The following is a 26,582-nucleotide window of genomic DNA, read 5'->3' as shown; positions in this document are numbered from 1 at the left end:
CCCGCCCTAGAGACGGTCAAATCCGTGCGTTCCCGGACGGGTCCGGAAGCGGCGTTCGGGGAATAGAGGAGTCGAGCAGCACGCCGGGGCCGGTGATGCACTCCGAGCGGTGCCCCGAGCGCGAGGTGGCGGTCACCAAGGGGGTGGGCCGTGCGCGACGCATGGTCGAGCCACGAGACCTGGGTCTTCGAGTGCGTGAACTGCGCCACGACCTGGGAGGAGGAATTCGACGTCCGGCACTGCGCCGACGGCCACGGCGGCGAGGTGGAGCTGTTCGAGCACGACGGGCAGCGCTGCACCACACCATGGATCGACCACGTCTGCCCCGGCTGCGCGGGCCAGAACGTCAAGGCGCGCCCGGCGTCCTGGCGGCGGCGGACGACCGCGGTGCGGGCGCCGGCCCGCGATGACCTGGAGCTGGTGTTCCGGCTCCGCCGCCTGCACGCCTACTGACCCTGACCGTCCCGCCGCGGCGGGCGGCGCTCAGTTGGCGGCGGGCTCGGGGACCTTCTCCTCGACGGGGCCGGCGGCGGGCCCGCCGGTCCCGGGCTCCTCGGCCTCCTGGCGGCGCCGTCCCGCGCGCAGCAGCCCGGAGACCCGGCCGCGCGCCTCGGGCGAGAACGCCATGCCGGCCGCCAGGCAGGCCAGCGGCACGGCGGGCAGCACGTACCGGTAGTCGAACTCGGCCGTCGCGGCCGGGGCCAGTAGCAGGCCCGTCCCCAGCGTCCACGGCAGGAAGGCCATCCCGCCCAGCCGCCGCCACATCACGACCATGCCGCCGAGCCCGACCAGGAGGAGCACTCCGACGCCGGTGCCGCGCAGGTAGAAGTGGTCCTGGTAGAAGCGGATCGTCCCGGCGAACGGCTCCACCACCCGGGTGCGCGCCCGGCCCTGCTCGTACTTGACGGCCTCGTCGGCGGCGGTGTTGTCGTTGTCCATCCGCCAGTTGGGCAGGGCGCTGGTGGTGCGGCCGAACTCGTACTGCTGGTAGGTGGCCCGGTCCGGGAACACCGTGCGCTCCCAGCGGAAGACGCGCAGGAAGTCGTACCCGACCACCTTCAGGTAGTCGACCGGCTGGGACAGGATCGCGCGGCGGGAGAAGCTGTTGGCGACCTGGTTCTGGTCGGCGCTGAACCGCTTGCCCGTGTACCGGTTGAGCGGGGACGCGGCGTTCCAGATGCCGTCCTGGGAGTTGGGGAGCCGGTTCTCCGGCTCGGTGCACAGCGGGATCTCCTCCACCGGCAGCGAGTCGATCTTGTGGCAGTCGGCGAACTTATAGACCCGGGCGTACAGGAAGATCCCGTTGCTCTCGGTGATGGTGAACTTGCCGTTCTCCGCCTTGTACCAGCCCGCGTAGGCCGCCACCGGCAGCGCGCAGGCGGCCAGGGTGACCGCCAGCATCCGCCAGCCGGTCCGCCGGATCACCATGTAGGTCAGCACGCCGATCAGCACCGGCAGCCCGACCGAGCGGGTCAGCCAGGCCATCCCGATGATCAGGCCGAGCGAGGCGGCGATCTTCCAGGTGGTGCGGTCGTGCCAGAGCAGCAGCGTGACCGTGCTCACCACCAGGAAGGTGAACAGGGTGTCGGACAGGATCAGGTGCTCCAGCTGGATCTGGTAGGCGTCCAGCAGGAACGGGGTGGTGGCCAGCGCCGCGCCCCAGCCGGGCAGCCGGAACTTGCGGCGCAGCAGCGCGTACACCATCACGCCCATGGCCAGGCCCATGGCGTGCTGCAGCAGGACGACCAGCCCGAAGCTGTGGAACGGCTTGAGGACCAGCAGCAGGAACGAGTAGCCGTCGGGCCGCAGCGGGTGCGGGTACGGCTTCATCGCCACGTGCAGGTAGTCGAAGCTGTCGTTGAAGAACATCGCGGGCTGGTAGCCGATCATCGTGATGACCCGCAGCAGCGCCGCTATGGCGAGGATCACAGTAAAGATCGGGTGACGGCGCGCCAGCGCCCACAGTCGCGCGGCCCGGTCGCGCAGGTGGCCGCCGGGGTCGGCGGCGACGTCGCGGGCGCGGTCGCGGAGCGAGATCGCGCGGGCGGAGGCGGCCCCGCGGAGGCGGCCCGCGGTGCGCCCGGCCCAATTCTTTCCCCTGCGGCGGCGCTTCGGCGTGTCGTCCGGTTCGCCGGGCTCGTCCGATTCGCCGGGCGACGTGCCGGGGCGCTTGCCCGGCGCGGTCTCCGGCATGGCGGCGGTGGCCCCGGAGATGGCCTCGGCGATGGCTTCGGCGGTGTCCTCGGTGGCGGTGACCGGGGGGTCGGCGACGGCGGTCGCCACCCCGGCCACCGCGTCTGGACCGGACGGGGCATCACCCCCGGCCGGGCCGCCGTTCAGTGGCTTCCCGCTCGCGCCCGTCGCGCCGTTCGCGCCCGCGCGTCCGGACGCCGTCGCGTCGGTTCCCGGCAGGCCGCCGCCATCGCGGTGCTGACCTGCGGTGTGCTCTCCGGCCCCCAGCTCGGTGGCACTGCGTTCTCCGGCGCGCGTCAAAGCCGACCCAACCTTTCCGGGCCGCGGTGCCCGTATGCTTGTTCCCCTAGCCTGCCGCCTACGGCCGTGACTGAGCGGGTCTTCAGGTTGCAAGTACGCAACACGATACGGGCGCTCTTGATCGAAGAGGTGCGCATCGCTCGCTCCGGGCAGGCATGATGAACGACGGCCGGCCGCCCGGCGGAACATGACGAGATTAGTGGAAAATACCGCAGACGGTCACCAGGGGTAACGAAGGAGATCGCGTGGAACTCTCCGTAGTGATGCCGTGTCTGAACGAGGCCGAAACGGTCGAGACCTGCGTCCGCAAGACGATCGGCTTTTTCGAGGACAACGGTATCGACGGCGAGGTCGTCATCGCCGACAACGGCAGTACCGACGGCAGCCAGCAGCTGGCCCGGGACGCCGGCGCCCGGGTGGTGCCCGTGATCGACAAGGGCTACGGCAACGCGCTGATGGGCGGCATCCGCGCCGCCCGCGGACGGTACGTCGCGATGGGCGACGCCGACGACTCCTACGACTTCACCACCCTCGGACCGTTCCTCGACGAGCTCCGCGACGGCGCCGACCTGGTCATGGGCAACCGGTTCAAGGGCGGCATCGCCCCCGGCGCCATGCCGCCGCTGCACCGCTACCTGGGCAACCCGGTGCTGAGCTTCGCCGGCCGGCTGTTCTTCAGCAGCAAGATCGGTGACTTCCACTGCGGGCTGCGGGCCTTCAACAAGGAGTCGATCATGCGGCTCGGCCTGCAGACGGGCGGCATGGAGTTCGCCAGCGAGATGGTGGTGAAGGCCACCCTCGCCAAGTACGACATCCGCGAGGTGCCCACCACGCTGTCCCCGGACGGGCGGACGCGAGCGCCGCATCTCAACACCTGGCGGGACGGATGGCGCCATCTGCGCTTCCTCCTCCTCTACAGTCCCCGTTGGCTGTTCCTGATTCCCGGTCTGGTCTTCATGACGCTCGGACTGGTCGCCGGGATCGCGCTGTCGTTCGGTCCGGTACGGGTCGGAGAGGTCGCCTTCGACGTCGACACGCTGGTCGGCGCGGGCGCGGCGCTGGTGATCGGGTTCCAGGCGGTGTGGTTCGCGCTGCTAACCAAGGTTTACGCGATGCAGGAAGGCTTCCTGCCGCATGATCGGAGAGTACAGAAGATCATCGACTGGTGGAGCCTGGAACGCGGACTGGTGCTCGGCGGGCTGCTCGCCGTGGCCGGTCTGGCGGGCCTGGCCGCCTCCCTGCTGCACTGGCGCGTCAACAACTTCGGCGAGCTGGACCCGCGGCAGTCGCTGCGCCTGGTCGTCCCGGCCGCCACCGCGCTGGTGATGAGCCTGCAGGCCATCTTCGGCTCGCTGTTCATCAGCATCCTGGGCATCCGGCGCCGCCAGCACCCGCCGGCGATCGACCCCGCCGACGAGGCCGCGGGCGTGGTGGACGCCGCCGTGCTGAAGGTCGCCGCCGAGGCGCAGAAGGAGCGGGCCGTCGGTGCCAAGACCGGCGACGGCGAGGTGGCCACGGACCCGGAGCGGGAGAAGGCTCCGGCCGTCGCCGCCGCCAAGCCCAAGACCACCGGCAAGACCACCGGCAAGTCCACGGCCGGGTCGACCGGCAGGACCACGGGCAAGACCACCGGCAAGAGCGCGGGCACGAGCACCGGCACGTCCACCGGCAAGAGCGACGGCAAGGCCGCGGGCAAGCCCCGGGCCAAGGGCCGCGCCGCGGGCGAGACCGGCTCCGCCGAGGACGAATAAATCATCACGGCGGGGTAGGTCACCGGCGTCGGCGCACTTCCCGTGCGCCGTTCCCGCGCATTTCCCTTCAGGGACGGAACGGCGCCCGTGCTCGCGCTCCGCCTCTCACGGAAGGGAACGAGGTCGTCACCGTCCGGAACGGAAGCCGACAACTTGCTGAGTGTTTCGTGAGCAAGCCGAATCGCGCTCACCGGACTGTGCCAGGCTGACTCGCTGATGGATCTCTCGCCCGTGCCGGCCGTCATCGTCCTGCTCCCGGACCCCGGCCACTGATGACCACCCAGGCCGCGACCCGCACGGTCGCACGACCTCCGGCCCGTTCCACGGGCGAGCGCCCCGCCGGCGTCCCGCCGCGCTTCCGGCACTGGGGCCTGCTGCTGCTGATCGGCTGGGCGGCCCAGGTGGCCGTGCGGCTGTGGCTGGCGGCCGGGCAGACGATGCCGGTGGCCACCCCGGACGAGGCGGGCTACCTGTTCGCGGCCCGGGTGCTGACCGGCGGCCCCGAGGCCGACATGTCGTACGGCACGGTGTACCGGGGCGGGTACGCGCTGCTGCTGCTCCCGGCGTTCTGGATCGCCGACGAGCCGATCACCGTCTACCGGATCTGCCTGGTCATCAACGCGCTGATCAGCGCCGCCCTGCTGCCGCTGGCCTACCTCATGCTGCGCCGGATGCGGCTGCCGCACGGCTGGTCGTACGCGGTCGGGCACGTCACCGCGCTGCTGCCCTCGGTGGTCTTCTACGCCGAGTTCGTGCTCACCGACGCGGTGCTGCCGGTCGCGGTGTTCGGCTGGCTGCTGCTGACCCACGCGTGGCTGACCGCGCCGCCGGAGACCTCCCGGGCGCGGGTGACGCTGTACGGGGCGTCCGCCGCGATGGTCGTGGCGTACGTGTACGCCTCCCACACCCGCGGCGTGATCCTCATCGTCGTGCAGGCGGGGCTGATGGCCGCCGCCGTGCTGTTCCGGTGGCGCGACCGGCGCACCACCGGCATCGCCGCCGCCGCCCTCGCGGCCGTCGCGGGCGCGGGCGCGCTCCTGAACGCGCACCTGCTGCCCCGGCTGTACCCGGGCGGCGACAACAACCTGGGCGGCAACCTGGAGCGCCGCCTGACCAGCCTGGACGGCTACGGCTGGGTGCTGTCGCTGGGCACCGGGCAGGTCTGGTACCAGATCGTGGCGACCGGCGGCATCGCCGGGATCGGGCTGATCACCGTCGCGGTGCTGGCGGTGCGGCGCGGCACGGCGCCGCGGCTGCGCGCGCTGGCCCTGGCGGTGCTGGCGACCATCGCGGGGATCGCGTTCGCGACCTCGGCCGCGCTGCCCGTGGAGTGGCGGATCGGCAACTACGTGTACGGCCGCTACCTGGCGTGCGTGACGCCGGTGCTGTTCGCGGTGGGCGCCGCCGTGCTGCTGCGCGCCACGCTGCGCACCGTGCTGTGGGCGGCGGCGGCGACGGTGACGCTGGCCGTGCTGACCGCGAGCGTCGTGCAGTGGTACGCGGGCGATCTGCTCAGCCGCTACACCTACACGCGGTTCGACTTTCCCGAGACGTCCTTCCTGACCTGGAACTGGACGGAGTTCCACCTGTGGCGGGCCACGCTGGCCGGGCTGGTGCTGCTGGGCCTGGCGGTGTTCACGGCCCGGCTGCCCGGGCATAGCCGGGCCGCCCTGGTGGTGATGCTGGTGACGGTCAACCTGGCCGCGGTGACGACGGCCACGACGCAGATCTCGCGGCCGCTGGTGCAGGGGCTGACGTCGTACACCGACCTGCGCGACAAGACCGACCTGGAGGCGCAGCGCTCGATCGCGCTGGACTGGAACGTCCCGTGGACGGTGCGGCTCGCCCAGTTCTACTGGGCCTGGGACAGCAAGGGCACGCTGTTCGACGCCCGCTGGACCCCGGCGCCGCGCAACGTGGACCTGGTCGTGCTGGCGTGGCCGAAGGGCGTGCCGGCCGAGCAGACGTGGCGGGACGCCCCGGACGGCTGGCGGATCGTGGACAGCCGCCGTACCCCCGAGGGCGACTGGGTGGCCTGGCGCAGCCCGTCCGCCCCGCAACAGGACCCGGAACACACTTTTTCATTGTGGAGGGGCGACCCTCCACGCCACCCGGGACGGCGGTGAACGCCTCCTCCGCTCGCCTGGGGGCTCGCTGCGGAACCGCTCCCCGCCGCCTGCCCGTCCCTCCACTCCGCTGGCGCTCCGCTCCGGGCCGGACAGTGTTCGGCGGTCGCCGTTGCGGTGGTTGCGGGGTGCCGAACGTGCCCTTCGCTGGGTTAGGCCGGGCCCCAGATTTCCAGTAGGCCGTCGGAGGACTGCCACATCAGGCGCCATCCGCCCTCCTGGCTGGGCCTCCAGCCGGCGAGGATCTGTGACTCCTGGCCGCGCCACCGGGTGAACAGCATCGGCTGCCCGTACGACTCCTCCGGCAGTTTCGTGGAGGAGTGCTCGAAGTCGCGGATGCGGCCGTGCCACAGGGTGTCGCCCCACATGGAGCGGGTGTAGAACGTCAGCGTCTGCGCGAGCCGCCGGTCCGCCCACAGGACGGGCATGTCGCGGTCGTGGGCGGCGAGGTGGTTCCTCAGCTCGTTCCAGGCCGTGTCGCGGGGGAGGTAGGGGACGGCGCGCACCGCCGACACGGCGTACGTGCCCGCGAGCACGACCGCCAGCGCGGGCGCCACCACCGTGCGGAGCCGGAAGCGGGCGGCGAAGCCGTCGGGGATCCGCCGCGCCAGCAGGACGGCCGATCCGGCGGCGCCCGCCAGCAGCGCCGGGAGGACGGCGAACCAGTACCGCAGCAGCCAGGCGCGCAGCGAGATGTCGTGCGGGTCCAGGACGCCCGCCAGCAGGGTCAGCGGGACGGCCAGGGTGAAGAACCAGACCAGGACGAAGGCGAGCCGCCGGTCGCGGGTCACGGCCCAGCCGGCGAGGGTGAGGACCAGCGCCGCGACGAAGATCATGCCCATCGGGTGCCAGTCGTCCATCGCCCGCACGAACGACTGGAGCGCCAGCCACCGGGTGACGTGGTCGCGGGACTCGCCGCCGTGGGTCGCGGCCGACATCAGCCCGGCCAGCGGGTCGCCCCACACGACGGTGTTGTGGGTCAGGTTGGCGGCCAGGATCGCGACCATCGGCAGCCCGACCGTGACGTTGCGCCGCCACGGGATCCGCAGCAGCGCCAGGTAGATCGGGATGGCCAGGAACAGGAACGCCAGGAACTCCCGGACCAGGAAGGACGCGCCGAAGCAGACTCCGGCCGCCACCAGCAGCCGGGTCTGGGCGCGGCCGGTGCGGCGGCTCGCGGCCACCAGCGCCGCCATCCCGAAGGCGAACAGCCCCGCGCCCGGCATGTCCGGCAGCACCACCCCGGCCGACCAGGTGACCTCCACCCCGTAGGGGTTCGTCATGGTGAAGAACGGGTGGACGATCAGCAGCAGCGCCGCCGCGACGCCCGCCACGTCGCCGAACAGCGACCGCACGGCCAGGTAGCAGCCCACGAAGAACAGGCAGCCGCCGAGCGCGGCGACGGTGAAGTAGGCGGCCTGGCCGTCGCCCAGCAGCTCCTGCGCGAGGCGCGCGGGCAGCACCAGCCCCAGCCGGGTCACCTGGTGCGGGACCTCGTTGAACGGCCACCGGTCCAGCGGGACGTCCGGCCAGTCGCGGGCGCCCAGCCACACGTAGTAGGGGTCGAAGTACAGCGGCGGCGTGTTGTTGATCCACTGGGCGAGCACGGTGCACGCCGCCACCAGCGCCGACAGCAGCGCCACGCGGCGGCGCGGCCGTCGCAGGCCGTTCCCGAGCCGGGCGGGCAGGCCCCGGGAGGCCGCGCCGCCGGGCGCTTCGGCGGGGGGACCGGTGCGGGTCCCGGCGTCGTCCTGGCCGGCCGGCTCGCGCACCGTGGTCTGGCCCATGCCTGAGATCAACCTCTGCCTGTGTGGGGTGGATGCCGTCCGCCTCGCAGGGTATCGGCCGCACGGCCCGCCCGGGTTCGGCTAACGGTTCGAGCGGGCCCGATCCGCCCTCTACTCTGGGTGCATGTCCTCGTCGAGCCGACACATCCTGACCGCGCCCGCCTGGCCGTACGCCAACGGGCCCCGTCACATCGGGCACGTCTCCGGTTTCGCGCTGCCCGCCGACATGTTCAGCCGCTACCAGCGGATGGCGGGCAACCGGGTCCTGATGGTCAGCGGCACCGACGAGCACGGCACGCCGATCCAGGTGCAGGCCGACAAGGAGGGCGTGACCGCGCGCGAGCTGGCCGACCGCTACAACCGGGTGATCGCCGAGGACCTGTACGGCCTCGGGATGTCCTACGACCTGTTCACCCGCACCAGCACGCGCAACCACTACGCCGTCGTCCAGGAGATCTTCAAGGGCCTGTACGACAACGGCTACATCTTCCCCAAGACCACGATGGGGGCGATCTCGCCGTCCACCGGCCGCACGCTGCCCGACCGCTACATCGAGGGCACCTGCCCGATCTGCGGGTACGACGGCGCGCGCGGCGACCAGTGCGACAACTGCGGCAACCAGCTCGACCCGATCGACCTGATCAACCCGGTGAGCCGGATCAACGGCGAGAAGCCCTCGTTCGTCGAGACCGAGCACTTCATGCTCGACCTGCCCGCGTTCACCGACGTGCTGGGCCGCTACCTGCGTAGCAAGCAGGGAGGGGGGGTGGCGGGGCGTAGCCATGGGGGCGAAACACAGTGGCGGCCGAACGTGCTGAAGTTCTCGCTGAACCTGCTGGACGACCTGCAGCCGCGGGCGATCAGCCGCGACCTCGACTGGGGCGTGCCGATCCCGCTGGACGGCTGGCGCGACAACCCGGCCAAGAAGCTGTACGTGTGGTTCGACGCCGTGATCGGCTACTTCTCCGCCTCGGTGGAGTGGGCGCGCCGGCAGGGCGACCCGGAGGCGTGGCGGGCCTGGTGGCAGGACCCCGAGGCCCTGTCGTACTACTTCATGGGCAAGGACAACATCGTCTTCCACTCCGAGATCTGGCCGGCGATGCTGCTCGGCTACGGCGGCGAGGGCGACAAGGGCGGCACGCCCGGCTCGCTGGGCCGGCTGAACGTGCCCACCGAGGTGGTGTCGTCGGAGTTCCTGACGATGGAGGGCCGCAAGTTCTCCTCGTCCCGCCAGGTGGTCATCTACGTCAAGGACTTCCTCGAGCGGTACGACGTCGACGCGCTGCGCTACTACGTGGCGGTGGCGGGCCCGGAGAACCAGGACACCGACTTCACCTGGTCGGAGTTCGTCCGCCGCAACAACGACGAGCTGGTCGCCGCCTGGGGCAACCTGGTCAACCGCTCGATCAACATGGCCGCCAAGAACTTCGGGGCGGTCCCGGAGGCGGGCGAGCTGACCGGCGCCGACCGGGCGCTGCTGGAGCGCAGCCGGTCCGCGTTCGGGGCCGTGGGCGGGGAGCTGGGCCGGTCCCGGTTCAAGAACGCGATCACCGAGGCGCTGGACGTCGTCCGCGACGCCAACCGCTACCTGTCCGACCAGGCGCCGTGGAAGCTCAAGGACGACCCCGAGCGGGTCAAGTCGATCCTGCACGTGGCGCTGCAGGTGGTCGACGACGCCAAGTCGCTGCTGACCCCGTTCCTGCCGAACTCCTCGCAGAAGGTGTACGAGATGCTCGGCGGCGCGGGCACCTGGAGCGGCATGCCGCGGCTCGAGATGGTGTCCGAGGAGGGCGGCCCCGACTACCCGGTGCTGACCGGCGACTACACCACCGAGGCGGTCTGGGAGTCGCGGCCGATCAAGCCGGGCGTGCCGCTGGCCAAGCCGACGCCGCTGTTCAAGAAGCTGGACTCTTCGGTGGTCGACGAGGAGTTGGCCCGCCTGGAAGAGGGCAAGGGAGAATCGTGATGAGCGAGGGTCCCGTCCGGACCGAGAGGGAGTCGCGGTGAGCAGGGGTCCCGGCGGGGAGGCCTCGCGGTCCTTCCCGCCACTGCCCGAGCGCCTGCCGGTCGACGTGTTCGACAGCCACTGCCATCTCGACATGGCCGACACGCCGGTGACCGAGGCGCTGGCCTCCGCCCGCGCGGCCGGAATCGCCCGGATCGTCACGATCGGCTGCGACCTGCCGTCCTCCCGGTTCGCGGTGGACGCCGCGGGCGAGTACCAGGACGTCTACGCGGCCGTGGCGATCCACCCCAACGAGACGACCGGCGTCGAGGACGCGGTGCTGCACGACATCGAGGCGATGGCCGCGCACCCGAAGGTGCGGGCGATCGGCGAGACGGGCCTCGACCACTACCGCGACTGGGCCCCCGTGGACGACCAGCAGCGCTCGTTCCGGGCCCACATCGAGATCGCCAAGCGCACGGGCAAGGCCCTGGTCATCCACGACCGGGAGGCCCACGACGACGTCCTGCGCATCCTTCAGGAGGAGGGCGCCCCGGAGCGGGTGGTGTTCCACTGCTTCTCCGGCGACGCCGAGATGGCGAAGGTCTGCGCCGACCGCGGCTACGTGATGAGCTTCGCGGGCAACGTGACGTTCAAGAACGCCGAGCCGCTGCGGGAGGCGCTGCGCGCGGCGCCGCTGGAGCTGGTGCTGGTGGAGACCGACGCGCCGTTCCTCACGCCGCTCCCGCACCGGGGCAAGCCCAACGCCTCGTACCTGATCCCGCACACGGTCAGGTTCATGGCCGAGGTGAAGGGCGTGGACCTCGCCGAGCTGTGCTCGGCGATCGCGGCCAACGGCGAACGCGTCTTCGGCGCCTGGTAAAGGCCGCGCGGGGTGTCTCGGGGCGAGCCGGGCGAGCCGGGCGTGACGGGCGAAACATCGCTGTTCGGGTGGCGGGAGGCGCTCGCGGGCCTCTAGGGTCTCTCTCCATGTCCCCTCAGGTACCGCGCGAGCGCGTTGGCTGGGCGGTGGTGCGATGCCGGAGGCGAGCAACACCGGCCAGATCGCGAAGCGATGCCGCGCTCGCCAAGACCCGGTTAGGGGCGAGCCGCCAGGCGAGCGCCGTGGGCCGGGGCTTTGAAAAACTGCGCCGACCCCCCACGCGCTTGGTTTTGCCGCTGCTCATGACGGCGGTTCTGGCCGCCGGATGCGGCGGCGAGAAGGCCCCGTCCCCGACGACCCCGGTCGCCGACGCGCCGAAGCCCAGCGCCACCCCGCAGAAGATCGTGATCGTGGTGGACAAGAAGAGGTCCGAGGTCATGAGCGCCGGGTCCACGGTGGAGCAGGTGCTCACCGAGGCCAGGATCGCGCTGGGCCCCTACGATCTGGTGGCCCCGCCGCGGCAGTCCCCGCCCGGGACGACGATCAAGGTGATGCGGCTGCTGTCCAAGCCGGTGACCCGGACCGTGAAGACCACCGCGCCGCCGATCCGCAAGAAGAGCTCCAAGGTGGCGCCGTTCAGCGAGAAGGTGCTCCGGAAGGGCAAGCCGGGCCTGAAGGTGGTGCAGATCGCCTACGTGAAGCGGCGCGGCAAGAAGGTCAAGGCCGTGATCTCCGAGCAGGTCAAGCGCAAGCCGGTCGCGGCGATCGTGGCGGTCGGCCCCAAGGGCGGCTCGACCGGCGCCGCGGCCCGGCTGAACTGGCCGGGCCTGGCCCAGTGCGAGTCCGGCGGCAACCCCAAGGCCGTGAACCCTGCGGGCTACTACGGGCTCTACCAGTTCTCGATGCAGACGTGGGGCTCGGTCGGCGGTTCGGGCAGGCCGTCCGACGCCAGTCCCGAGGAGCAGACCTACCGGGCCCAGATGCTCTACAACAAGGTCAACGGGCGCTGGCAGGGGCAGTGGCCCAACTGCGGCGGCCGCCTGTTCGGCTAGCCGCCTCTCCGGCCCACTCGGCGGCCGGTGCCCGGCGGACCTGCCACACTGGACCCGTGGGGGACGTACAGGCACTTCTCGGACCGGCGGACGTGCGGGAACTGGCCGCGCGGCTGGGGGTCCGGCCGACCAAGACGCTCGGCCAGAACTTCGTGATCGACGCCAACACCGTCCGGCGGATCGTGCGGACCGCCGAGCCCGCCCCCGGCGACGTGGTGATCGAGGTCGGTCCCGGGCTGGGCTCGCTCACCCTGGCGCTGCTGCCGGAGGTGCGCCGGGTGGTGGCCGTGGAGATCGACCCGGTCTTGGCCGGGGCGCTGCCGGAGACGGTGGCCGCCCGCGCCCCCGAGCTGGCCGGGCGGCTGGAGGTCGTCCGGGGCGACGCGCTGCGCCTCACCGGCGTGCCGGGGCCCGAGCCGACCGCGCTGGTCGCCAACCTGCCCTACAACGTGGCCGTCCCGGTGGTGCTGCACCTGCTCGCCACGCTGCCGTCGCTGCGGCGCGCGCTGGTGATGGTGCAGTCGGAGGTGGCCGACCGGATGGTCGCCGCGCCGGGGGGCAAGATCTACGGGGTGCCGTCGGTGAAGCTGGCCTGGTACGGGGAGGCGCGCCGGGCGGGGCCGGTGGGCCGGGCGGTGTTCTGGCCCGCGCCCAACGTCGACTCGGGCCTGGTCGCCTTCACCCGCACCGCGCCGCCGCCGACCCTGGCGTCCCGCGAAGCGGTGTTCGCCGTGGTGGACGCGGCGTTCGCGCAGCGCCGCAAGACGCTGCGCGCGGCGCTGGCGGGCTGGGCCGGATCGGCCGCGGAGGCCGAGCGGGCGCTGCGCGCGGCGGGCGTCGATCCACGGGCTCGGGGAGAAGCGCTGGACGTGGCCGCCTTCGCCCGGATCGCCCAGTATGGTCCTGGGGGCGTGCTGGATCTCAACGAGGCGGAGGACCATGCTGAAGGGGCGGGCGATGGGGCGTTCGCGGAGGACTCGGGCGACGGGGCCCGTGGCCGCGCTGGCGATGCTGGTGCTCGCCGCCGGCTGCAGTGACGGCGCGGGCGCGACGCCGACGATCACGACGACCGCCCGGGCGGGGGTCGCCCCCGTGCCGCCCAAGCAGGGCGCCTACTTCGGCGCCTGGGTGCCGCCGTCGCCGGGGTCCGGGGCGTCCCCGTCCGGCTCCCCGTCGGGCTCTCCGTCCGCGTCACCGTCGGAGAGCGGGGCATCCGGGGTGCCGTCGCCGCGCCCGGCCCCCGGGGCGGTGGGCGCGTTCGAGCGCGATCTCGGCCGGCCGCTGGACATCGTGCAGAGCTACCGGGGCTGGAAGTCGGCCTTCCCGGGCCGCGACGACGCCGCGCTGCTCGCCGCCGGCGACCGCTACCTGCTGCTGACGTGGGCGGGCGCCGACACCCGCGAGGTCGTCTCGGGCAAGCACGACCGGCTGATCCGGGAGCGGGCCCGCGCGATCAAGGCCACCGGCAAGCCGATCTTCCTGCGCTGGCAGCGCGACATGGACAGGGAGAGCGTGCGCGACAGCCGCGTCCACAGCCCGGCCGACTTCATCGCCGCCTGGAAGCACATCCGCCGGATCTTCGAGCGGGAGCGGGTCGACAACGTCGCGTGGGTGTGGTGCCCCACCGCGGGCGGCTTCGGCACCCGCAACGCGCCGTCCTTCTACCCGGGCGACGACCAGGTCGACTGGATCTGCGTGGACGCCCAGCCGGGCGGCGAGTTCGACTACCGGGACCTGTCGGAGACGCTCAAGCTGTTCCTGGAGTGGGCCGACGACCGGCCCAAGCCGATCATGGTGGCCGAGTTCGGGGTGCCGAAGAGCTACGGCGCGCGGCGTGCCGAGTGGCTCCGCAAGGCCGCCGAGACGCTGCAGAATCCGCAGGTCAAGGCCGTGGTCTACTTCAACTCCGACGAGCAGGCGCAGGAGGCCAGGGACGAGCGCCGCCGCTACTCGGTCAGCGGCGACAAGCAGGCCGCCTCCGCGCTGCGCGAGCTGGCCACCCTGCCCTACTTCAACCCGCGCAACCTGCCGGTGACCAGCGGCGACTGAGTCCCGGCCGGGGCGGGCGGCACGGTCGCGACGGTCGGGTGGGGGTGGCCTGCGGGTGACCGGTATGCCCCGCCTGCCGTGGGCGGCGCCGCGGTCCTCTACGCTTCCGTGACGTGACAGCAGTGACCGTACGCGCGCCCGCGAAGGTCAACCTCCAGCTCGCTGTGGGGCCGCTTCGCGACGACGGGTATCACGACCTCGTCAACGTCTTCCACGCCGTCTCCCTCGTCGACGAGGTGACGGCCGTCCCCGCCGACCGGCTGGAGGTGACCGTCGAGGCCGCCCCGACCGCCCGGGTGGCGATCGAGGGCGTCCCGGTCGACGGCGGCAACCTCGCCGTCCGGGCGGCCCTGCTGGTGGCCGAGCGGCTCGGCGTCGAGCCGCAGGCGGCGCTGCGCATCCGCAAGGCCATCCCGGTCGCGGGCGGGATGGCGGGCGGCAGCGCCGACGCCGCCGCCGCGCTGGTCGCCTGCGCCCGGCTGTGGGACGACCGCGAGGACCCCCTGCTCACCCGTGACGACCTGCTGGAGCTCGGCGCCGTGCTGGGCAGCGACGTGCCGTTCGCGCTGGTGGGCGGCACGGCCGTCGGCGTCGGACGCGGCGAGCGGCTGACCCCGGCGCTGACCCGCGGCACCTTCCACTGGGTGTTCGCCACCGCCGACGGCGGGCTGTCGACGCCCGAGGTGTACGCCGAATGCGACCGGCTCCGCGACGCCCGGGGCGAGCGGGCGCCCTGGCCCGAGGTCTCCCAGGCCCTCATGACCGCGCTGGCCACCGGGGACGTCAAGGCCCTGGGCGCCGCGCTGGACAACGATCTGCAGGCCCCGGCGCTGGCGCTGCGGCCCGCGCTGCGCCGTACCCTCGCCACCGGACGCGATCACGGCGCGATCGGGGCGCTGGTGTCGGGATCGGGTCCGACCTGCGCGTTCCTGGCCGAGTCGGAGGAGCACGCGGGCGAGCTGGCGGCGGCGCTGGACGGCTCCGGGGTGGCGCAGAGCGTCGTCCGCGCGCACGGACCTGTCCCCGGGGCCACAATCATCTGACGAACTCTTCGGCCACCGGGTGCGTCTCATACTCAAATCGCCTTCCCTACCCCCCAGAAGGAACGAGCGGTGGGCATGAGCATTCTTGGTCTCCTGGTCGCGCTGACGCTCCTCTTCGGCATCGTCGCGGTCGTGGTCGTCGTGATCGTCGTGGCGGTCCGCGCGTCGTCGTCCGGGCGCGGCGGGCCCGGGCCGGGCCCGTACCAGCCCGGCGCGTATCCGCCCGGCCCCTATCCTCCGGGCGCTCCCGGGGCGTCCCCCGGCCCGTACGGGCCGGGCGCGCACCACCACCATCACTCCGGCGGCTACGCGCCCGGTGGTGATCCCTACTCGGGCTCTCCGGCGCCCGATCCGTACTCCAGTTCCGGCCCCGGTCCCTCCTACGACTCGGGCGGGTCGTACGGCGGCTCCTCGGGCTACGACAGCGGCTCGTCCGGGAGCAGCGGGTCGTCCGGCGGCTCGTCCGGCTCCGACGGCGGCTCCAGCTCGTCCAGCTCCAGCTTCTGAACGGGGGAAGATCATGGACGTCCTGATTCCCGTGGTCATCATCGGCGGTGTGGTCGTTCTCGTCATGGTCATCGCGGCCGCCGGGGGCGGCGGTAAGAGCGGTAAGAAGGGCCGCCGCAGGGCCGGCGGCGGCGGTGGCTTCTTCGGCGGTGGCACCGGTGGAGGCGGCGGGTGCAGCGGGGGTTCCTCCTGCAGCGGCGGCGGCTCTTCCTGCGGCGGCGGTGGCGGCGGCTGCGGCGGGGGAGGCGGCGGAGGCAGCTGACCCCTCCGGGACCGGCCGCCGCACCCTCGCGGTTGACCCGCGCCCCCGCGACTGCCATTAGCCTTGAAGGCGTCGTGAATCTGATCAACGCTGAGAACGTCACCAAGGCCTACGGCCCCCGGCCGCTGCTCGACGCCGTCTCCCTCGGGCTCGACGAGGGAGACCGCGTCGGCGTCGTCGGCCGCAACGGCGGCGGCAAGAGCACGCTCGTCGAGATCCTCGCCCGCGCCACCGAGCCCGACGAGGGCCGGGTCACCCACGCCCGCGGGCTCCGCCTGGGCTACCTGACCCAGCGCGACGCGTTCGCCGAGGGCGCCACGGTGCGGGACGTGGTGCTGGGCGACCGCCCCGAGCACGAGTGGGCGGGCGACACCCGGGTCCGCGACATCCTCGCCGGGCTGCTGGCCGACCTGCCCCTGGACGCTCCGCTCGCCGGGATGTCGGGCGGCGAGCGGCGCCGGACCGCGCTGGCCCGGCTGCTGGTCCCCGAGTCCGACCTGATCGTCCTGGACGAGCCCACCAACCACCTCGACCTGGAGGCCATCGACTGGCTGGCCCGGCATCTGCGCGCCCGCCGCGGCGCGCTGCTGGTCGTCACCCACGACCGCTGGTTCCTGGACGAGGTCACCGAGCGCACCTGGGAGGTCGTCGACGGCCGGGTCGAGCGCTACGAGGGCGGCTACTCCGCGTACGTGCTGGCCAAGGCCGAACGCGACCGGATCGCCGCGGCGACCGAGGCCAAGCGGCAGAACCTGCTCCGCAAGGAGCTGGCCTGGCTGCGGCGCGGCCCGCAGGCCCGCACGTCCAAGCCCAAGTTCCGGGTGGACGCCGCGCAGGCCCTGATCGCCGACGAGCCGCCGCTGCGCGACTCGGTCGAGCTGACCCGGTTCGCCACCGCGCGGCTCGGCAAGACCGTGTTCGACATCGAGGACGCCGCCGTCCGGCTCGGCGACCGGCGCCTGTTCGAGCGCCTGACCTGGCGGCTCGGCCCCGGCGACCGGATCGGGCTGGTCGGCGTCAACGGCAGCGGCAAGAGCACCCTGCTGCGGCTGCTGGACGGCTCGGTGGACGCCGAGGAGGGCCGGGTCGTCCGCGGTCGCACCGTCCAGCTCGCCCACCTGTCGCAGAACCTGGAGGAGCTCGACCCGTCCCGGCGCGTGCTGGAGTCGGTCGAGGAGATCAAGCACCGCATCACCGTCGGCAAGCGGGAGTGGACCGCGAGCCAGCTGCTGGAGCGGCTGGGGTTCCGCGGCGACCGGCAGTGGACCCCGATCGGCGACCTGTCCGGCGGCGAGCGGCGCCGCCTGCAGCTGCTGCGGCTGCTCATGGCCGAGCCGAACGTGCTGCTGCTGGACGAGCCCACCAACGACCTCGACATCGAGACGCTGACCGAGGTCGAGGACCTGCTCGACGGCTGGCCGGGCACGCTCGTGGTCGTCAGCCACGACCGGTACTTCCTGGAGCGGGTCACCGACCACGTCGTGGCGCTGCTGGGCGACGGCCGGGTGTCGATGCTGCCCGGCGGCGTGGAGCAGTACCTGCGGCGCCGCGCGGAGGGCACCGCCCCGACCCGTGCGGCGGCGTCCGAGGGGACGGCGACCGCGGCCACCGTCACCGCGCCCAAGTCCGAGACGAAGTCCGGGGCGAAGGCAGGGGCGAAGGCGCCCGCCGGGGCGGCGGCGAAGGGCGGCGGGCAGGAGTGGAAGGCCCGCAAGGAGCTCGACCGGCTCGAACGGCGCCTCGACAAGCTGGCGAAGCAGGAGGCCGAGCTGCACGAGAAGCTCGCGGCGGCGGCCACCGACTACGCGCGGCTCCAGGAGCTCGACGGCAGGCTGAAGGAGATCCAGGCCGAGGCCGCCCAGGTCGAGGAGGAGTGGCTGATGCTGGCCGAGGACGTCGGCTGACCGCCCTGCGCCGACCGGCCCCGCAGCCCCGCGCCCGCGGGGTCAGGGGTGGTCCGGGGGCCCGTCGGCGCTGTCGAAGGGGATCAGCAGCGTTCGCAGCAGCCCCGACAGCGTCTCGCGGTCGCCGGGGGCCAGGCTGTCGAGGATCGCGTGCTCGCGGTCGAGGAGATCGGCGAACGCGGCGTCCACCCGGGTCATCCCGGCCGCGGTGAGGCGCACCTGCACGCCCCGCTTGTCCTGCGGGTCGGGGTGGCGCTCCACCAGCCCGGCGGCCGCCAGCCGGTCGATCCGGTTGGTCATGGTGCCGGAGGTGACCAGCGTGGCCCGCAGCAGCGCGCCCGGGCTGAGCTGGTAGGGGGTGCCCGCCCGGCGCAGCGCGGTGAGCACGTCGAACTCCCAGCCCTCCAGCTCGTGGGCGGCGAACACGGCGCGGCGGGCGCGGTCGAGATGCCGGGCCAGCCGGGACACCCGGCTCAGGACCTGCAGCGGCCGGACGTCGAGGTCCGGCCGTTCCTTGTGCCAGGCCTCGACCAGGCGGTCCACCTCGTCCTGCATTCCGACAGCTTACCTGTCTCGATATCGAGAAGACTTTCTTGACATCAAGATTGTGCGACGGCATGATGTCTCTTGATGTCGAGACAAGCAGCGAGCGGAGCGCCCGCCGCCCTCTGGGACCCCGTCCAGTACGGGGCCTTCGGCGACGAGCGCGCACGCCCGTTCGCCGAGCTGCTGGCCCGTGCCGCCCAGGCGGTCCCCGAGCCGGCCCGCATCGCCGACCTCGGCTGCGGCTCCGGCGGGCTCACCGCCGAACTGGCCCGCCGCTGGCCGGACGCGGACATCGACGCGATCGACTCCTCGCCCGAGATGATCGAGGCCGCCCGGGTCCACGAGATCCCCGGACGCCTCCGCTTCGGCGTCGGCGACGTCACCACCTGGCGTCCCGGCGGCCCCTTCGACCTGATCGTCTCCAACGCCGTCCTGCACTGGGTCCCCGGGCACACCGATCTGCTCCCGCGCTGGATCGACGCCCTCACCCCGGGCGGGCGGCTGGCGTTCCAGGTCCCCGGCAACTGGGGCGCCCCCAGCCACACCCTGCTCCGCCAGGTCTGCCGGAACCCGCGCTGGCGCGACCGCCTCGGCGGCCTGTTCGCCGCGCGCCCCATCCTCGACCCCGCCGGCTACCTCGACCTGCTCAGCCGCCACGGCTGCCGGGTCGACGCGTGGGAGACCGCCTACGCCCAGATCCTCCAGGGGGACGACCCCGTCCTGGAATGGGTCAAGGGCACCACGCTGCGACCCGTCCTGACCGCACTCGACCCGACCGAGACCGACGACTTCCTGACCGAATACGGGGCCCTGCTGCGCGACGCCTACCCGGCCGCGCCGTACGGCACCGTCTACCCGTTCCGGCGCGTGTTCGTCATCGCGGGCCGCGCCGGACCGTGAACTGCCGCCCACCGCGCGAGGGAAGCGACTCGTTCCCCTGCGGTGTGCCAGCTCGCACGGTGGGCGGCAGCCCAGACGCCGCGCACCACGGGCACGTCGGCGATCACATGATCGCAGAAAGGCGCGCCCCCCAAGACCCCGGCCTCGCGAACCGAGGCAGGGCCAACCGGTAACACGGTGACCCCGGCCGGTGGCCGTCCGGACGAACTCCGGAGGCCACCGGTCCACGTCACCGGGACGGACGCGACGCCGGCTCCGGGAGCGCCTCGGACGGAGCGGCCTCCTCCAGCTCCTCCGGCACCTCGTCCGATGGATCGTCCTCCGGATGCCGGCCCTTGCTCCGCGCCCGCTCCGCCTTCGCGGCCGCCTTCTCCTCGGCCTTCTCGGCCTTCGCCGCCGCCCGCTCGGCCCGCTTCTCGCGCCGCTCGGCCTCCTTGCGGCGCCGCCTGGGGTCCAGCGACGGCCGCGGCTCCAGCCCCGACAGCCCGTTCCACGCCAGGTTCACCAGGTGCGCGGCGACCTCCTCGCGCTTGGGCCGCCGCGCGTCCAGCCACCACTGGCCCGTCAGCGCCACCATCCCGACCAGCATCTGCGCGTACATCGGCGCGAACTTCTCGTCGTACTCGTGCCGGTCGAGCTCCTTGGCCATCACGTGCTCGACCTCGCCGGCGATCTCGCTCAGCAGGCTGGCGAAGCTGCCGGTGCCGGTGCCGCCGTGCGAGTCGCGCACCAGGATGCGGAACCCGTCGGGATTGGACTCGATGTACTCCAGCAGCGCCAGCGCCGCCTTCTCCAGCTTGCCCCGGTAGTGGATCGCCGAGTTCAGCGCCTCGGTCACCAGGGCGAGCAGCCTCTCGAACTCCCGGTCGACCACCACCGCGTACAGCCCCTCCTTGCCGCCGAAGTGCTCGTACACCACCGGTTTGGAGACGCCCGCCGCCGCGGCGATCTCCTCCACCGACGTGCCGTCCAGGCCGCGCTCGGCGAACAGGGACCGGCCGATGGTGAGGAGTTGCTCGCGTCGTTCCTTGCCGGTCATCCGCTTCCTGCGGGACCGGGGGGCAGGTTCAGTCACGGGACAATTGTGACGCTCAGCCCGGACGGTTCGTCCGCCTGGCCTCGAGCCGTTCGGTGTCGGGCCAGCGGACGTCGTACGCCCACCCGGCCTTCTCGAAGGCCCAGATGGCCCGGGCGCTGATGTCGATCTGCCCCTTGAGCACGCCGTGCCGCGCGCAGGTGGGGTCGGAGTGGTGCAGGTTGTGCCACGACTCGCCGAGCGAGGGGATCGCCAGCCACCACACGTTGCGGGACTTGTCGCGGACCTCGAAGTGCTCCTTGCCGAAGGTGTGGCAGATCGAGTTGATCGACCAGGTCACGTGGTGGACCAGCGTGAGCCGTACCAGCCCGGCCCAGAAGAAGGCGGTCAGCGCGCCCGTCCACGACATGGTCAGCAGCCCGCCGAGCACGCCCGGCAGCAGCAGCGTCACGGCGACCAGCGCGGGGAAGGCCCGGTGGACGCGGACGATGTCGCGGTCGTTCAGCAGGTCCTTGGCGAAGCGCTGCTTGGAGGTGCGGCCGCCGTCGAAGAGCCAGCCGTAGTGCGCCCAGCCCAGGCCCTTGGCCAGGGCCTTCCAGTCGCTGCCGAACCGCCACGGCGAGTGCGGGTCGGCCTCCTTGTCGGAGTGCTTGTGGTGCCGCCGGTGGTCGGCGACCCAGGTGATGACCGGCCCTTCCATGGCCAGGCTGCCGGCCACCGCCATCGCGATCTTGAGCGGGCGGCGGGCCTTGAAGGAGCCGTGCGTGAAGTAGCGGTGGTAGCCGACGGTGATCCCGCCCGCCGAGAGGACGTAGAAGACCGCCATGAGCGCCACGTCGGTCCAGCCGAGAAAGGTGCCCCAGGCCAGGGGGATCGCGGCGAGGAGCGCGAGGAACGGAACACCGGTGAAGACCCCGACGAGGATCCTTTCGAGCATGCCCGTCGGTTCCGGCTCGATCTCGGGTCGGGGTTGCGGGCGGGGCGGATCAAGGACGGGGGCTGTAGTCATGTGTCACCACTTCCTGCTTCTCTGGGCAGCCTTACCTACGCCAACGTAACCTACGGTTCCGTAAGTTGGACAGGTCCGGTTCGTAAAATCGCCGCGAACTGTCGCCGGCGCCATCCCATGAGCACTGTATGGCCAGGTCAGCGGGTCATAGTGGACGGCCGGGTGACGGCCCTCACCCGGGCCGGACGGTCTTCACTCCCTAAGAGGTGCTCGCAAAAAACCGCACTAAACCGCAACGAACCAGACGCACGAAGAGTTGCGCGTTTCATTGTGGAGGGGCGACCCTCCACACCACCCGGGACGGCGGTGAACGCCTCCTTCGCTCGCCTGGGGGCTCGCTGCGGACCCGCTCCCCGCCGCCTGCCCGTCCCTCCACTCCGCTGGCGCTCCGCTACGGGCCGGACAGTTTTCGGCGGTCGCCTTGCGGTCCTTGCGGGGAGCGGTCCCTTGGTCGCCTTGTGGCCGGGGTGTGTGGGCTCGCGGGGCGAAATGGGGTCGGCGGGTGGGGCGGTAGTCGGTATGGTTGGATCGGCGTTCGCCTCAGGGCGATGTGCCGGTCCCGGGTCGTCTAGGGGCAGGACGTCTGATTTTGGTTCAGATAACGGAGGTTCGATTCCTCCCCCGGGAGCTTGCGGGCTCGTTCCAGCCGTCAGGACGGGCGGCTGGGTGACAGGGCCGGGCTGGGCGGTATCCTTCGGGTGTCGGGCGCGTTACGAGCCTGTTTGAGCAGGTAGATCTGGTGGGCGAGGCCCCCTGATCGGCGTCCGAGCCAACCGATCCAGTCCGCGATGCCGAGGAGCCTCCACGTGAGCGCAGAGCGCCCGGCTGCCGTCATCGTCCTCGCCGCGGGCGAGGGCACACGTATGAAGTCCCGCACTTCCAAGGTCCTGCACGAGTTGTGCGGCCGCAGCATGCTCGGGCATGTGCTGGCCGCCGCCCGCGCGCTGGAACCCGAACGGCTGGTGGTGGTCGTCGGCCACCGCCGGGAGCAGGTGATCGCCCATCTCGAACGGGCCGGGGCGTCCCCCCGTCCCGAGCCCGTCGTGCAGGAGCGGCAGGGAGGCACCGGGCACGCCGTCCGGATGGCCCTGGAGAGCGTGGGCGAGCTGCGCGGCACGGTGGTGGTCACCAACGGCGACCATCCGCTGCTGCGCGGCGAGACGCTGGCCGAGCTGGTCCGCGTGCACGAGGGCGACGGCAACGCCGTGACCGTCCTCACCACGGAGATGCCCGACGCGACCGGGTACGGCCGCATCCTGCGCGAGGAGGACGGCTCGGTCTCGGCGATCGTCGAGCACAAGGACGCGACCGAGGCGCAGCGGTCCGTCCGCGAGATCAACGTCGGCATGTACGCCTTCGACGGCGCCCTGCTGGCGGACGCGCTCAAGCGGGTGACCACCGACAACGCCAAGGGCGAGGAGTACCTCACCGACGTGGTGGGCATTCTGCGCCACGACGGTCACCGGGCGGGCGCGTACCTGACCCCCGACTGGGTGGAGACCCAGGGCGTCAACGACAAGGTGCAGCTGGCCCAGGCCCGGCGGCAGCTGAACGACCGGATCCTGGAGGCCCACATGCGGGCCGGGGTCACGATCGTCGACCCGGCCACGACGTGGATCGACGTGGAGGTCACGGCCGAGCCGGACGCCGTCGTCCACCCGGGGACGCAGCTGCACGGCCGCACCCACCTGGCGGAGGGGGCCGAGGTCGGCCCCGGCTGCACGCTGACCGACACCTCGGTCGGCGCGGACGCGCGGGTGGTGAACTCCGTCTCCACCGGGGCGGAGATCGGCCCCGAGGTGTCGGTCGGCCCGTTCGCCTACCTGCGGCCGGGCACCCGCCTGGCGCGGAAGGCCAAGATCGGTGCCTATGTCGAGACCAAGAACGCCGAGGTGGGCGAGGGCAGCAAGGTTCCGCACCTCACCTATGTCGGCGACGCGGAGATCGGCACGGGCAGCAACATCGGCGCGGCCTGCGTTTTCGTGAACTACGACGGCGTGGACAAGCACCGGAGCGTGGTCGGCGACCACGTGAAGGTCGGCAGCGACAACATGATCGTCGCGCCGGTGACCATCGGCGACGGCGCCTACACGGCGGCCGGGTCGGTGATCGTTCAGGATGTTCCGCCCGGTGCGATGGCGGTGGCGCGCGGGCGGCAGCGCAACATCGAGGGCTGGGTGGAGCGAAAGCGTGCGGGTACCCCGGCGGCCGAGGCCGCTCGCCGGGCGTCCGGGCGGGACCGCGGGGAATGACGCGGGACGTGGGCACGACACCCACGGGAAGTACAGTTCCATTGAGGGGGAGTTGTCCAAGGTGAGTGGGATCAAGGCGAGCGGCCAGAAGAAGCTGATGCTCTTCACCGGCCGTGCCCACCCGGACCTGGCCAAGGAAGTAGCCGACAACCTCCACGTCGAGCTCACGCCGACCTCGGCGTACGACTTCGCCAACGGCGAGACCTTCGTGCGGTTCCTGGAGTCGGTGCGCGGCTCCGACGCGTTCGTGGTGCAGAGCCACACCGCGCCGATCAACCAGTGGATCATGGAGCAGCTGATCATGGTGGACGCGCTCAAGCGCGCGTCCGCCAAGCGGATCACCGTGGTGGCGCCGTTCTTCGGGTACGCGCGGCAGGACAAGAAGCACCGCGGCCGGGAGCCGATCTCGGCGCGGCTGATGGCGGACCTGTTCAAGACCGCGGGCACCGACCGGCTGATCACCGTCGACCTGCACACGGCGCAGATCCAGGGCTTCTTCGACGGGCCCGTCGACCACCTGTTCGCGCTGGACCTGCTGGCCTCGCACTTCGAGAGCCGGCTGGACCTGTCGCAGGTGACGGTGGTGGCGCCGGACGCCGGGCGGGTGCGGGTCACCGAGCGCTGGTCGGACCGGCTGGGCGGCGTGCCGATGGCGATCATCCACAAGAAGCGCGACCCGGACGTGGCCAACGAGGTCAAGGTGTTCGACGTGGTCGGCGAGGTCGAGGGCCGCACCTGCGTGGTGGTCGACGACATGATCGACACCGGTGGCACGATCGTGAAGGCGGCGGACGCGCTGTTCGACAACGGCGCGACCAAGGTCGTGGTCGCGGCCACGCACGGCGTGCTGTCGGGCCCGGCGGTGGACCGGCTGAAGAATTCGCGGATCTCGGAGGTCGTGCTGACCAACACGCTGCCGATTCCGCAGGAGAAGCAGTTCGACAAGCTGACGGTGCTGTCGATCGCGCCGCTGGTGGCGCGGGCGATCAACGAGGTGTTCAGCGACGGCTCGGTGACCAGCCTGTTCGGCGGACACAGCTAGGCCGGGTCAAGACACGGTCAAGGACGCGGGCCCGGGGCGGCATCGGCCGCCGCGGGCCCGCGCGCGTCCGGTCAAAGATCAACTTCGGCGGTTCCCGCGGCCCCACTGGCTTTGCGCGTTGGGACGATCGGCTAGACTTGCTGAATCCGCGTAGGGCCCGGGTCGTTCAGTGCGGCTCCGTACGAGGACTCACACTCCCCGGGCAACGCAAAGAATCTTCGAGGCGCCTGACGCATCGAGCAACGCCTGATTCGCTCTGTCCGTAGCGGACGTCCAGCGCAGGACGGCCGTGGATCGCAACAACGAGGAGTTTTCGCCGTGTCCGAGGTACGTATCGCCGCCGAGCCGCGCACCGAGTTCGGTAAGGGTGCCGCGCGGCGCACCCGCCGGGCCGGCAAGGTTCCCGCCGTTCTCTACGGTCACGGCACCGACCCGCAGCACATCTCGCTTCCGGGCCATGACCTGATGCTCGCCCTGAAGACCCCGAACGTGCTGCTGCGCGTGGAGGGCGTGGGCGACGGTTCGGAGCTGGCGCTGCCGAAGGACGTGCAGCGCGACCCGATCAAGGGCTTCCTGGAGCATGTCGACCTGCTGCTGGTCAAGCGGGGCGAGAAGGTCGAGGTCTCCATCCCGGTGCAGATCGAGGGCGACGTGGCCGCGGGCGGCCGGCTGGTGCAGCCCGAGGTGGAGATCGCCGTGCTGGCCGAGGCCACCCGCATCCCCGAGTCGGTCGTCCTGGACATCTCCGACCTGGAGATCGAGGCGCAGGTGCTGGCCCGTGACCTGAAGCTGCCGACGGGCACCTCGCTGGTGGCCGACGAGGAGCTGCTGATCGTGCAGATCGTGGACGCCTCGATCTCGACCGAGCCGGCCGAGGCCGAGGCGGCCGAGGGCGAGCCCGCGGAGGCGGGCGCCGAGGGCGGCGAGCAGGCCGAGTGAGCGACGCCGCCGCGGAGCCCGCGGCGGCGATCGTCATGCGGCCCCCGCGGCGCCCAGCGCCGCCGGGGGCCGTCGGCCTTGGAGGGAGACCAGTGCCTGACCACCTCACCCGCTCCGCGCGGCCGTCGGGCGTTGCGAGCGCGTCCGAAGGCCAGCAGGATCGAAGCCGGAGGCGAGATCCGGCTGATCGCGAAGCGATGCAGCGCTCGCCGCAGGCGCGACCAGCGACGAGCCGCCAGGCGAGGAGCGCAGCTCGCGCATGAATGAGCACTTCCTGGTGGTGGGGCTCGGGAATCCTGGGCCGGCGTATGCGGGGAACCGGCACAATGCCGGGTTCATGGTGCTGGACGTGCTGGCCGCGCGGGCGGGCGGGCGGTTCAAGGCGCACCGGTCGCGGTGCGACGTGCTGGAGGGGCGCCTGGCGGGCGCCCGCGCCGTGCTGGCGAAGCCGCGCGGATATATGAACGAGTCGGGCGGCCCGGTGAAGGCGCTGCGCGATTTCTATAAGGCGCCGGTGGAGCGCTTGATCGTCGTCCACGATGAATTGGACATCCCGTACGGTGCGGTCCGCCTGAAGCGCGGCGGCGGCGACAACGGGCACAACGGGCTGCGCTCGATCACGCGGGCGCTGGGCGACAAGAATTACCCGCGCGTCCGGTTCGGGGTGGGCCGCCCGCCGGGGCGGATGGACGCGGCCGCGTTCGTGCTGAAGGACTTCTCCGCGGCCGAGCGCAAGGAGCTGGAGCTCAACGTGGAGCGCGCCGCGGACGCGGTGGAGGCGCTCATGACCGAGGGCCTGGAAGCGGCGCAGAACACCTTCCACGCGTCCTGATCGGCTGCCCGCCGGAAGTCCGCCGTACCTTGCCGAACAGCGGCAATTCCCTATCACTCCGGTAGACAGCAAGAAGCCTGGCTGAACTCGCGTTTCGGACGCGGTATTCGCGGGCCGATCGTAAGATGCATCACAAACGGGCTTCACGTGACGTGTGAACCTTCCCTGCCGCTCGGCCGTCTCCGTGGTGGACCGTGCGTTATGGGGCGCATGCGGCAGGGGTG

22 protein-coding genes and 1 tRNA gene are annotated in these 26,582 nt (G+C 72.1%); 18 read left to right on the top strand and 5 right to left on the bottom strand.

Features of this window, described 5'->3' with window-relative positions:
- Window positions 1-150 precede the first annotated feature (150 nt).
- On the top strand, window positions 151-453 hold the full coding sequence (locus tag ACFPZN_RS00205) for a hypothetical protein (RefSeq protein WP_378278821.1): 303 nt from the start codon (window positions 151-153) through the stop codon (window positions 451-453).
- Window positions 454-483: 30 nt separating this feature from the next.
- Here ACFPZN_RS00205 and ACFPZN_RS00200 read toward each other — a convergent pair whose 3' ends face one another.
- The gene (locus ACFPZN_RS00200; protein ID WP_378278820.1) at window positions 484-2,493 is read right to left on the bottom strand and encodes a hypothetical protein; all 2,010 of its coding nucleotides are present in this window, start codon (window positions 2,491-2,493) and stop codon (window positions 484-486) included.
- 245 nt (window positions 2,494-2,738) lie between these two features.
- On the opposite strand from ACFPZN_RS00200, the gene ACFPZN_RS00195 reads away from it, so the two are divergent.
- Window positions 2,739-4,244 carry a glycosyltransferase family 2 protein gene (locus tag ACFPZN_RS00195; RefSeq protein WP_378278818.1) on the top strand — a complete coding sequence of 502 codons (1,506 nt, stop codon included), beginning with the start codon at window positions 2,739-2,741 and terminating at the stop codon, window positions 4,242-4,244.
- Window positions 4,245-4,516: 272 nt separating this feature from the next.
- Window positions 4,517-6,370, top strand: coding sequence for a hypothetical protein (locus ACFPZN_RS00190; protein ID WP_378278816.1), 1,854 nt, complete (start codon window positions 4,517-4,519; stop codon window positions 6,368-6,370).
- Between the two features lie 152 nt (window positions 6,371-6,522).
- Here the strand turns inward: ACFPZN_RS00190 and ACFPZN_RS00185 are convergent, their stop codons facing one another.
- Entirely contained in the window at window positions 6,523-8,157 is a 1,635-nt protein-coding gene (locus ACFPZN_RS00185; RefSeq protein WP_378278814.1) for an ArnT family glycosyltransferase, read from the bottom strand.
- A gap of 124 nt (window positions 8,158-8,281) precedes the next feature.
- Here ACFPZN_RS00185 and metG point away from each other — a divergent pair, with 124 nt between their 5' ends.
- The 9 genes from metG to ACFPZN_RS00140 all read left to right on the top strand — a co-directional run bounded on the left by metG (window position 8,282) and on the right by ACFPZN_RS00140 (window position 17,802).
- The gene (metG, locus tag ACFPZN_RS00180) at window positions 8,282-10,123 is read left to right on the top strand and encodes a methionine--tRNA ligase (protein ID WP_378278812.1); all 1,842 of its coding nucleotides are present in this window, start codon (window positions 8,282-8,284) and stop codon (window positions 10,121-10,123) included.
- Between the two features lie 37 nt (window positions 10,124-10,160).
- Window positions 10,161-10,985, top strand: a complete 825-nt coding sequence (locus tag ACFPZN_RS00175) for a TatD family hydrolase (RefSeq protein WP_378278810.1) — start codon at window positions 10,161-10,163, stop codon at window positions 10,983-10,985.
- Window positions 10,986-11,287: 302 nt separating this feature from the next.
- Window positions 11,288-12,037 (top strand): transglycosylase family protein, encoded by a 750-nt coding sequence (locus ACFPZN_RS00170; RefSeq protein ID WP_378278807.1) that lies wholly within the window; start codon window positions 11,288-11,290, stop codon window positions 12,035-12,037.
- A gap of 56 nt (window positions 12,038-12,093) precedes the next feature.
- Window positions 12,094-13,074 (top strand): 16S rRNA (adenine(1518)-N(6)/adenine(1519)-N(6))-dimethyltransferase RsmA, encoded by a 981-nt coding sequence (gene rsmA / locus ACFPZN_RS00165; RefSeq protein ID WP_378278806.1) that lies wholly within the window; start codon window positions 12,094-12,096, stop codon window positions 13,072-13,074.
- On the top strand, window positions 13,031-14,086 hold the full coding sequence (locus ACFPZN_RS00160; RefSeq protein ID WP_378278804.1) for a glycoside hydrolase family 26 protein: 1,056 nt from the start codon (window positions 13,031-13,033) through the stop codon (window positions 14,084-14,086). The genes rsmA and ACFPZN_RS00160 overlap by 44 nt, the downstream gene beginning before the upstream one ends.
- A gap of 122 nt (window positions 14,087-14,208) precedes the next feature.
- Window positions 14,209-15,129, top strand: a complete 921-nt coding sequence (locus ACFPZN_RS00155) for a 4-(cytidine 5'-diphospho)-2-C-methyl-D-erythritol kinase (protein ID WP_378279226.1) — start codon at window positions 14,209-14,211, stop codon at window positions 15,127-15,129.
- Between the two features lie 75 nt (window positions 15,130-15,204).
- Window positions 15,205-15,636 (top strand): hypothetical protein, encoded by a 432-nt coding sequence (locus ACFPZN_RS00150; protein ID WP_378278802.1) that lies wholly within the window; start codon window positions 15,205-15,207, stop codon window positions 15,634-15,636.
- Window positions 15,637-15,649: 13 nt separating this feature from the next.
- The gene (locus ACFPZN_RS00145; RefSeq protein ID WP_378278800.1) at window positions 15,650-15,898 is read left to right on the top strand and encodes a hypothetical protein; all 249 of its coding nucleotides are present in this window, start codon (window positions 15,650-15,652) and stop codon (window positions 15,896-15,898) included.
- A 74-nt stretch (window positions 15,899-15,972) separates the two neighbouring features.
- The gene (locus tag ACFPZN_RS00140; protein WP_378278798.1) at window positions 15,973-17,802 is read left to right on the top strand and encodes an ABC-F family ATP-binding cassette domain-containing protein; all 1,830 of its coding nucleotides are present in this window, start codon (window positions 15,973-15,975) and stop codon (window positions 17,800-17,802) included.
- Between the two features lie 42 nt (window positions 17,803-17,844).
- Here ACFPZN_RS00140 and ACFPZN_RS00135 read toward each other — a convergent pair whose 3' ends face one another.
- Window positions 17,845-18,357, bottom strand: coding sequence for a MarR family winged helix-turn-helix transcriptional regulator (locus ACFPZN_RS00135; RefSeq protein WP_378278796.1), 513 nt, complete (start codon window positions 18,355-18,357; stop codon window positions 17,845-17,847).
- 75 nt (window positions 18,358-18,432) lie between these two features.
- Here ACFPZN_RS00135 and ACFPZN_RS00130 point away from each other — a divergent pair, with 75 nt between their 5' ends.
- Window positions 18,433-19,248, top strand: a complete 816-nt coding sequence (locus tag ACFPZN_RS00130) for a trans-aconitate 2-methyltransferase (RefSeq protein ID WP_378278794.1) — start codon at window positions 18,433-18,435, stop codon at window positions 19,246-19,248.
- A 229-nt stretch (window positions 19,249-19,477) separates the two neighbouring features.
- Here ACFPZN_RS00130 and ACFPZN_RS00125 read toward each other — a convergent pair whose 3' ends face one another.
- Both ACFPZN_RS00125 and ACFPZN_RS00120 read right to left on the bottom strand, forming a co-directional pair.
- Window positions 19,478-20,323 carry a TetR/AcrR family transcriptional regulator gene (locus ACFPZN_RS00125; protein ID WP_378278792.1) on the bottom strand — a complete coding sequence of 282 codons (846 nt, stop codon included), beginning with the start codon at window positions 20,321-20,323 and terminating at the stop codon, window positions 19,478-19,480.
- A 16-nt stretch (window positions 20,324-20,339) separates the two neighbouring features.
- The gene (locus tag ACFPZN_RS00120; protein ID WP_378278790.1) at window positions 20,340-21,293 is read right to left on the bottom strand and encodes an acyl-CoA desaturase; all 954 of its coding nucleotides are present in this window, start codon (window positions 21,291-21,293) and stop codon (window positions 20,340-20,342) included.
- A gap of 557 nt (window positions 21,294-21,850) precedes the next feature.
- Here ACFPZN_RS00120 and ACFPZN_RS00115 point away from each other — a divergent pair.
- From ACFPZN_RS00115 to pth, 5 genes are all read left to right on the top strand, one after another.
- Window positions 21,851-21,921: transfer RNA gene (locus tag ACFPZN_RS00115), tRNA-Gln, on the top strand.
- 178 nt (window positions 21,922-22,099) lie between these two features.
- Entirely contained in the window at window positions 22,100-23,545 is a 1,446-nt protein-coding gene (glmU, locus tag ACFPZN_RS00110; RefSeq protein ID WP_378278788.1) for a bifunctional UDP-N-acetylglucosamine diphosphorylase/glucosamine-1-phosphate N-acetyltransferase GlmU, read from the top strand.
- A 61-nt stretch (window positions 23,546-23,606) separates the two neighbouring features.
- On the top strand, window positions 23,607-24,587 hold the full coding sequence (locus ACFPZN_RS00105; RefSeq protein WP_378278787.1) for a ribose-phosphate diphosphokinase: 981 nt from the start codon (window positions 23,607-23,609) through the stop codon (window positions 24,585-24,587).
- 318 nt (window positions 24,588-24,905) lie between these two features.
- Entirely contained in the window at window positions 24,906-25,526 is a 621-nt protein-coding gene (locus tag ACFPZN_RS00100) for a 50S ribosomal protein L25/general stress protein Ctc (RefSeq protein ID WP_378278785.1), read from the top strand.
- Window positions 25,527-25,785: 259 nt separating this feature from the next.
- Window positions 25,786-26,358 (top strand): aminoacyl-tRNA hydrolase, encoded by a 573-nt coding sequence (pth, locus tag ACFPZN_RS00095; protein WP_378278783.1) that lies wholly within the window; start codon window positions 25,786-25,788, stop codon window positions 26,356-26,358.
- Window positions 26,359-26,582 lie beyond the last annotated feature (224 nt).

Source organism: Actinomadura rugatobispora, from assembly GCF_042656285.1.
GTDB classification, from domain to species: domain Bacteria; phylum Actinomycetota; class Actinomycetes; order Streptosporangiales; family Streptosporangiaceae; genus Spirillospora; species Spirillospora rugatobispora.
The sequence above is the reverse complement of the archived record's forward strand: the minus strand, read 5'-3'. Positions and strand labels throughout refer to the sequence as shown.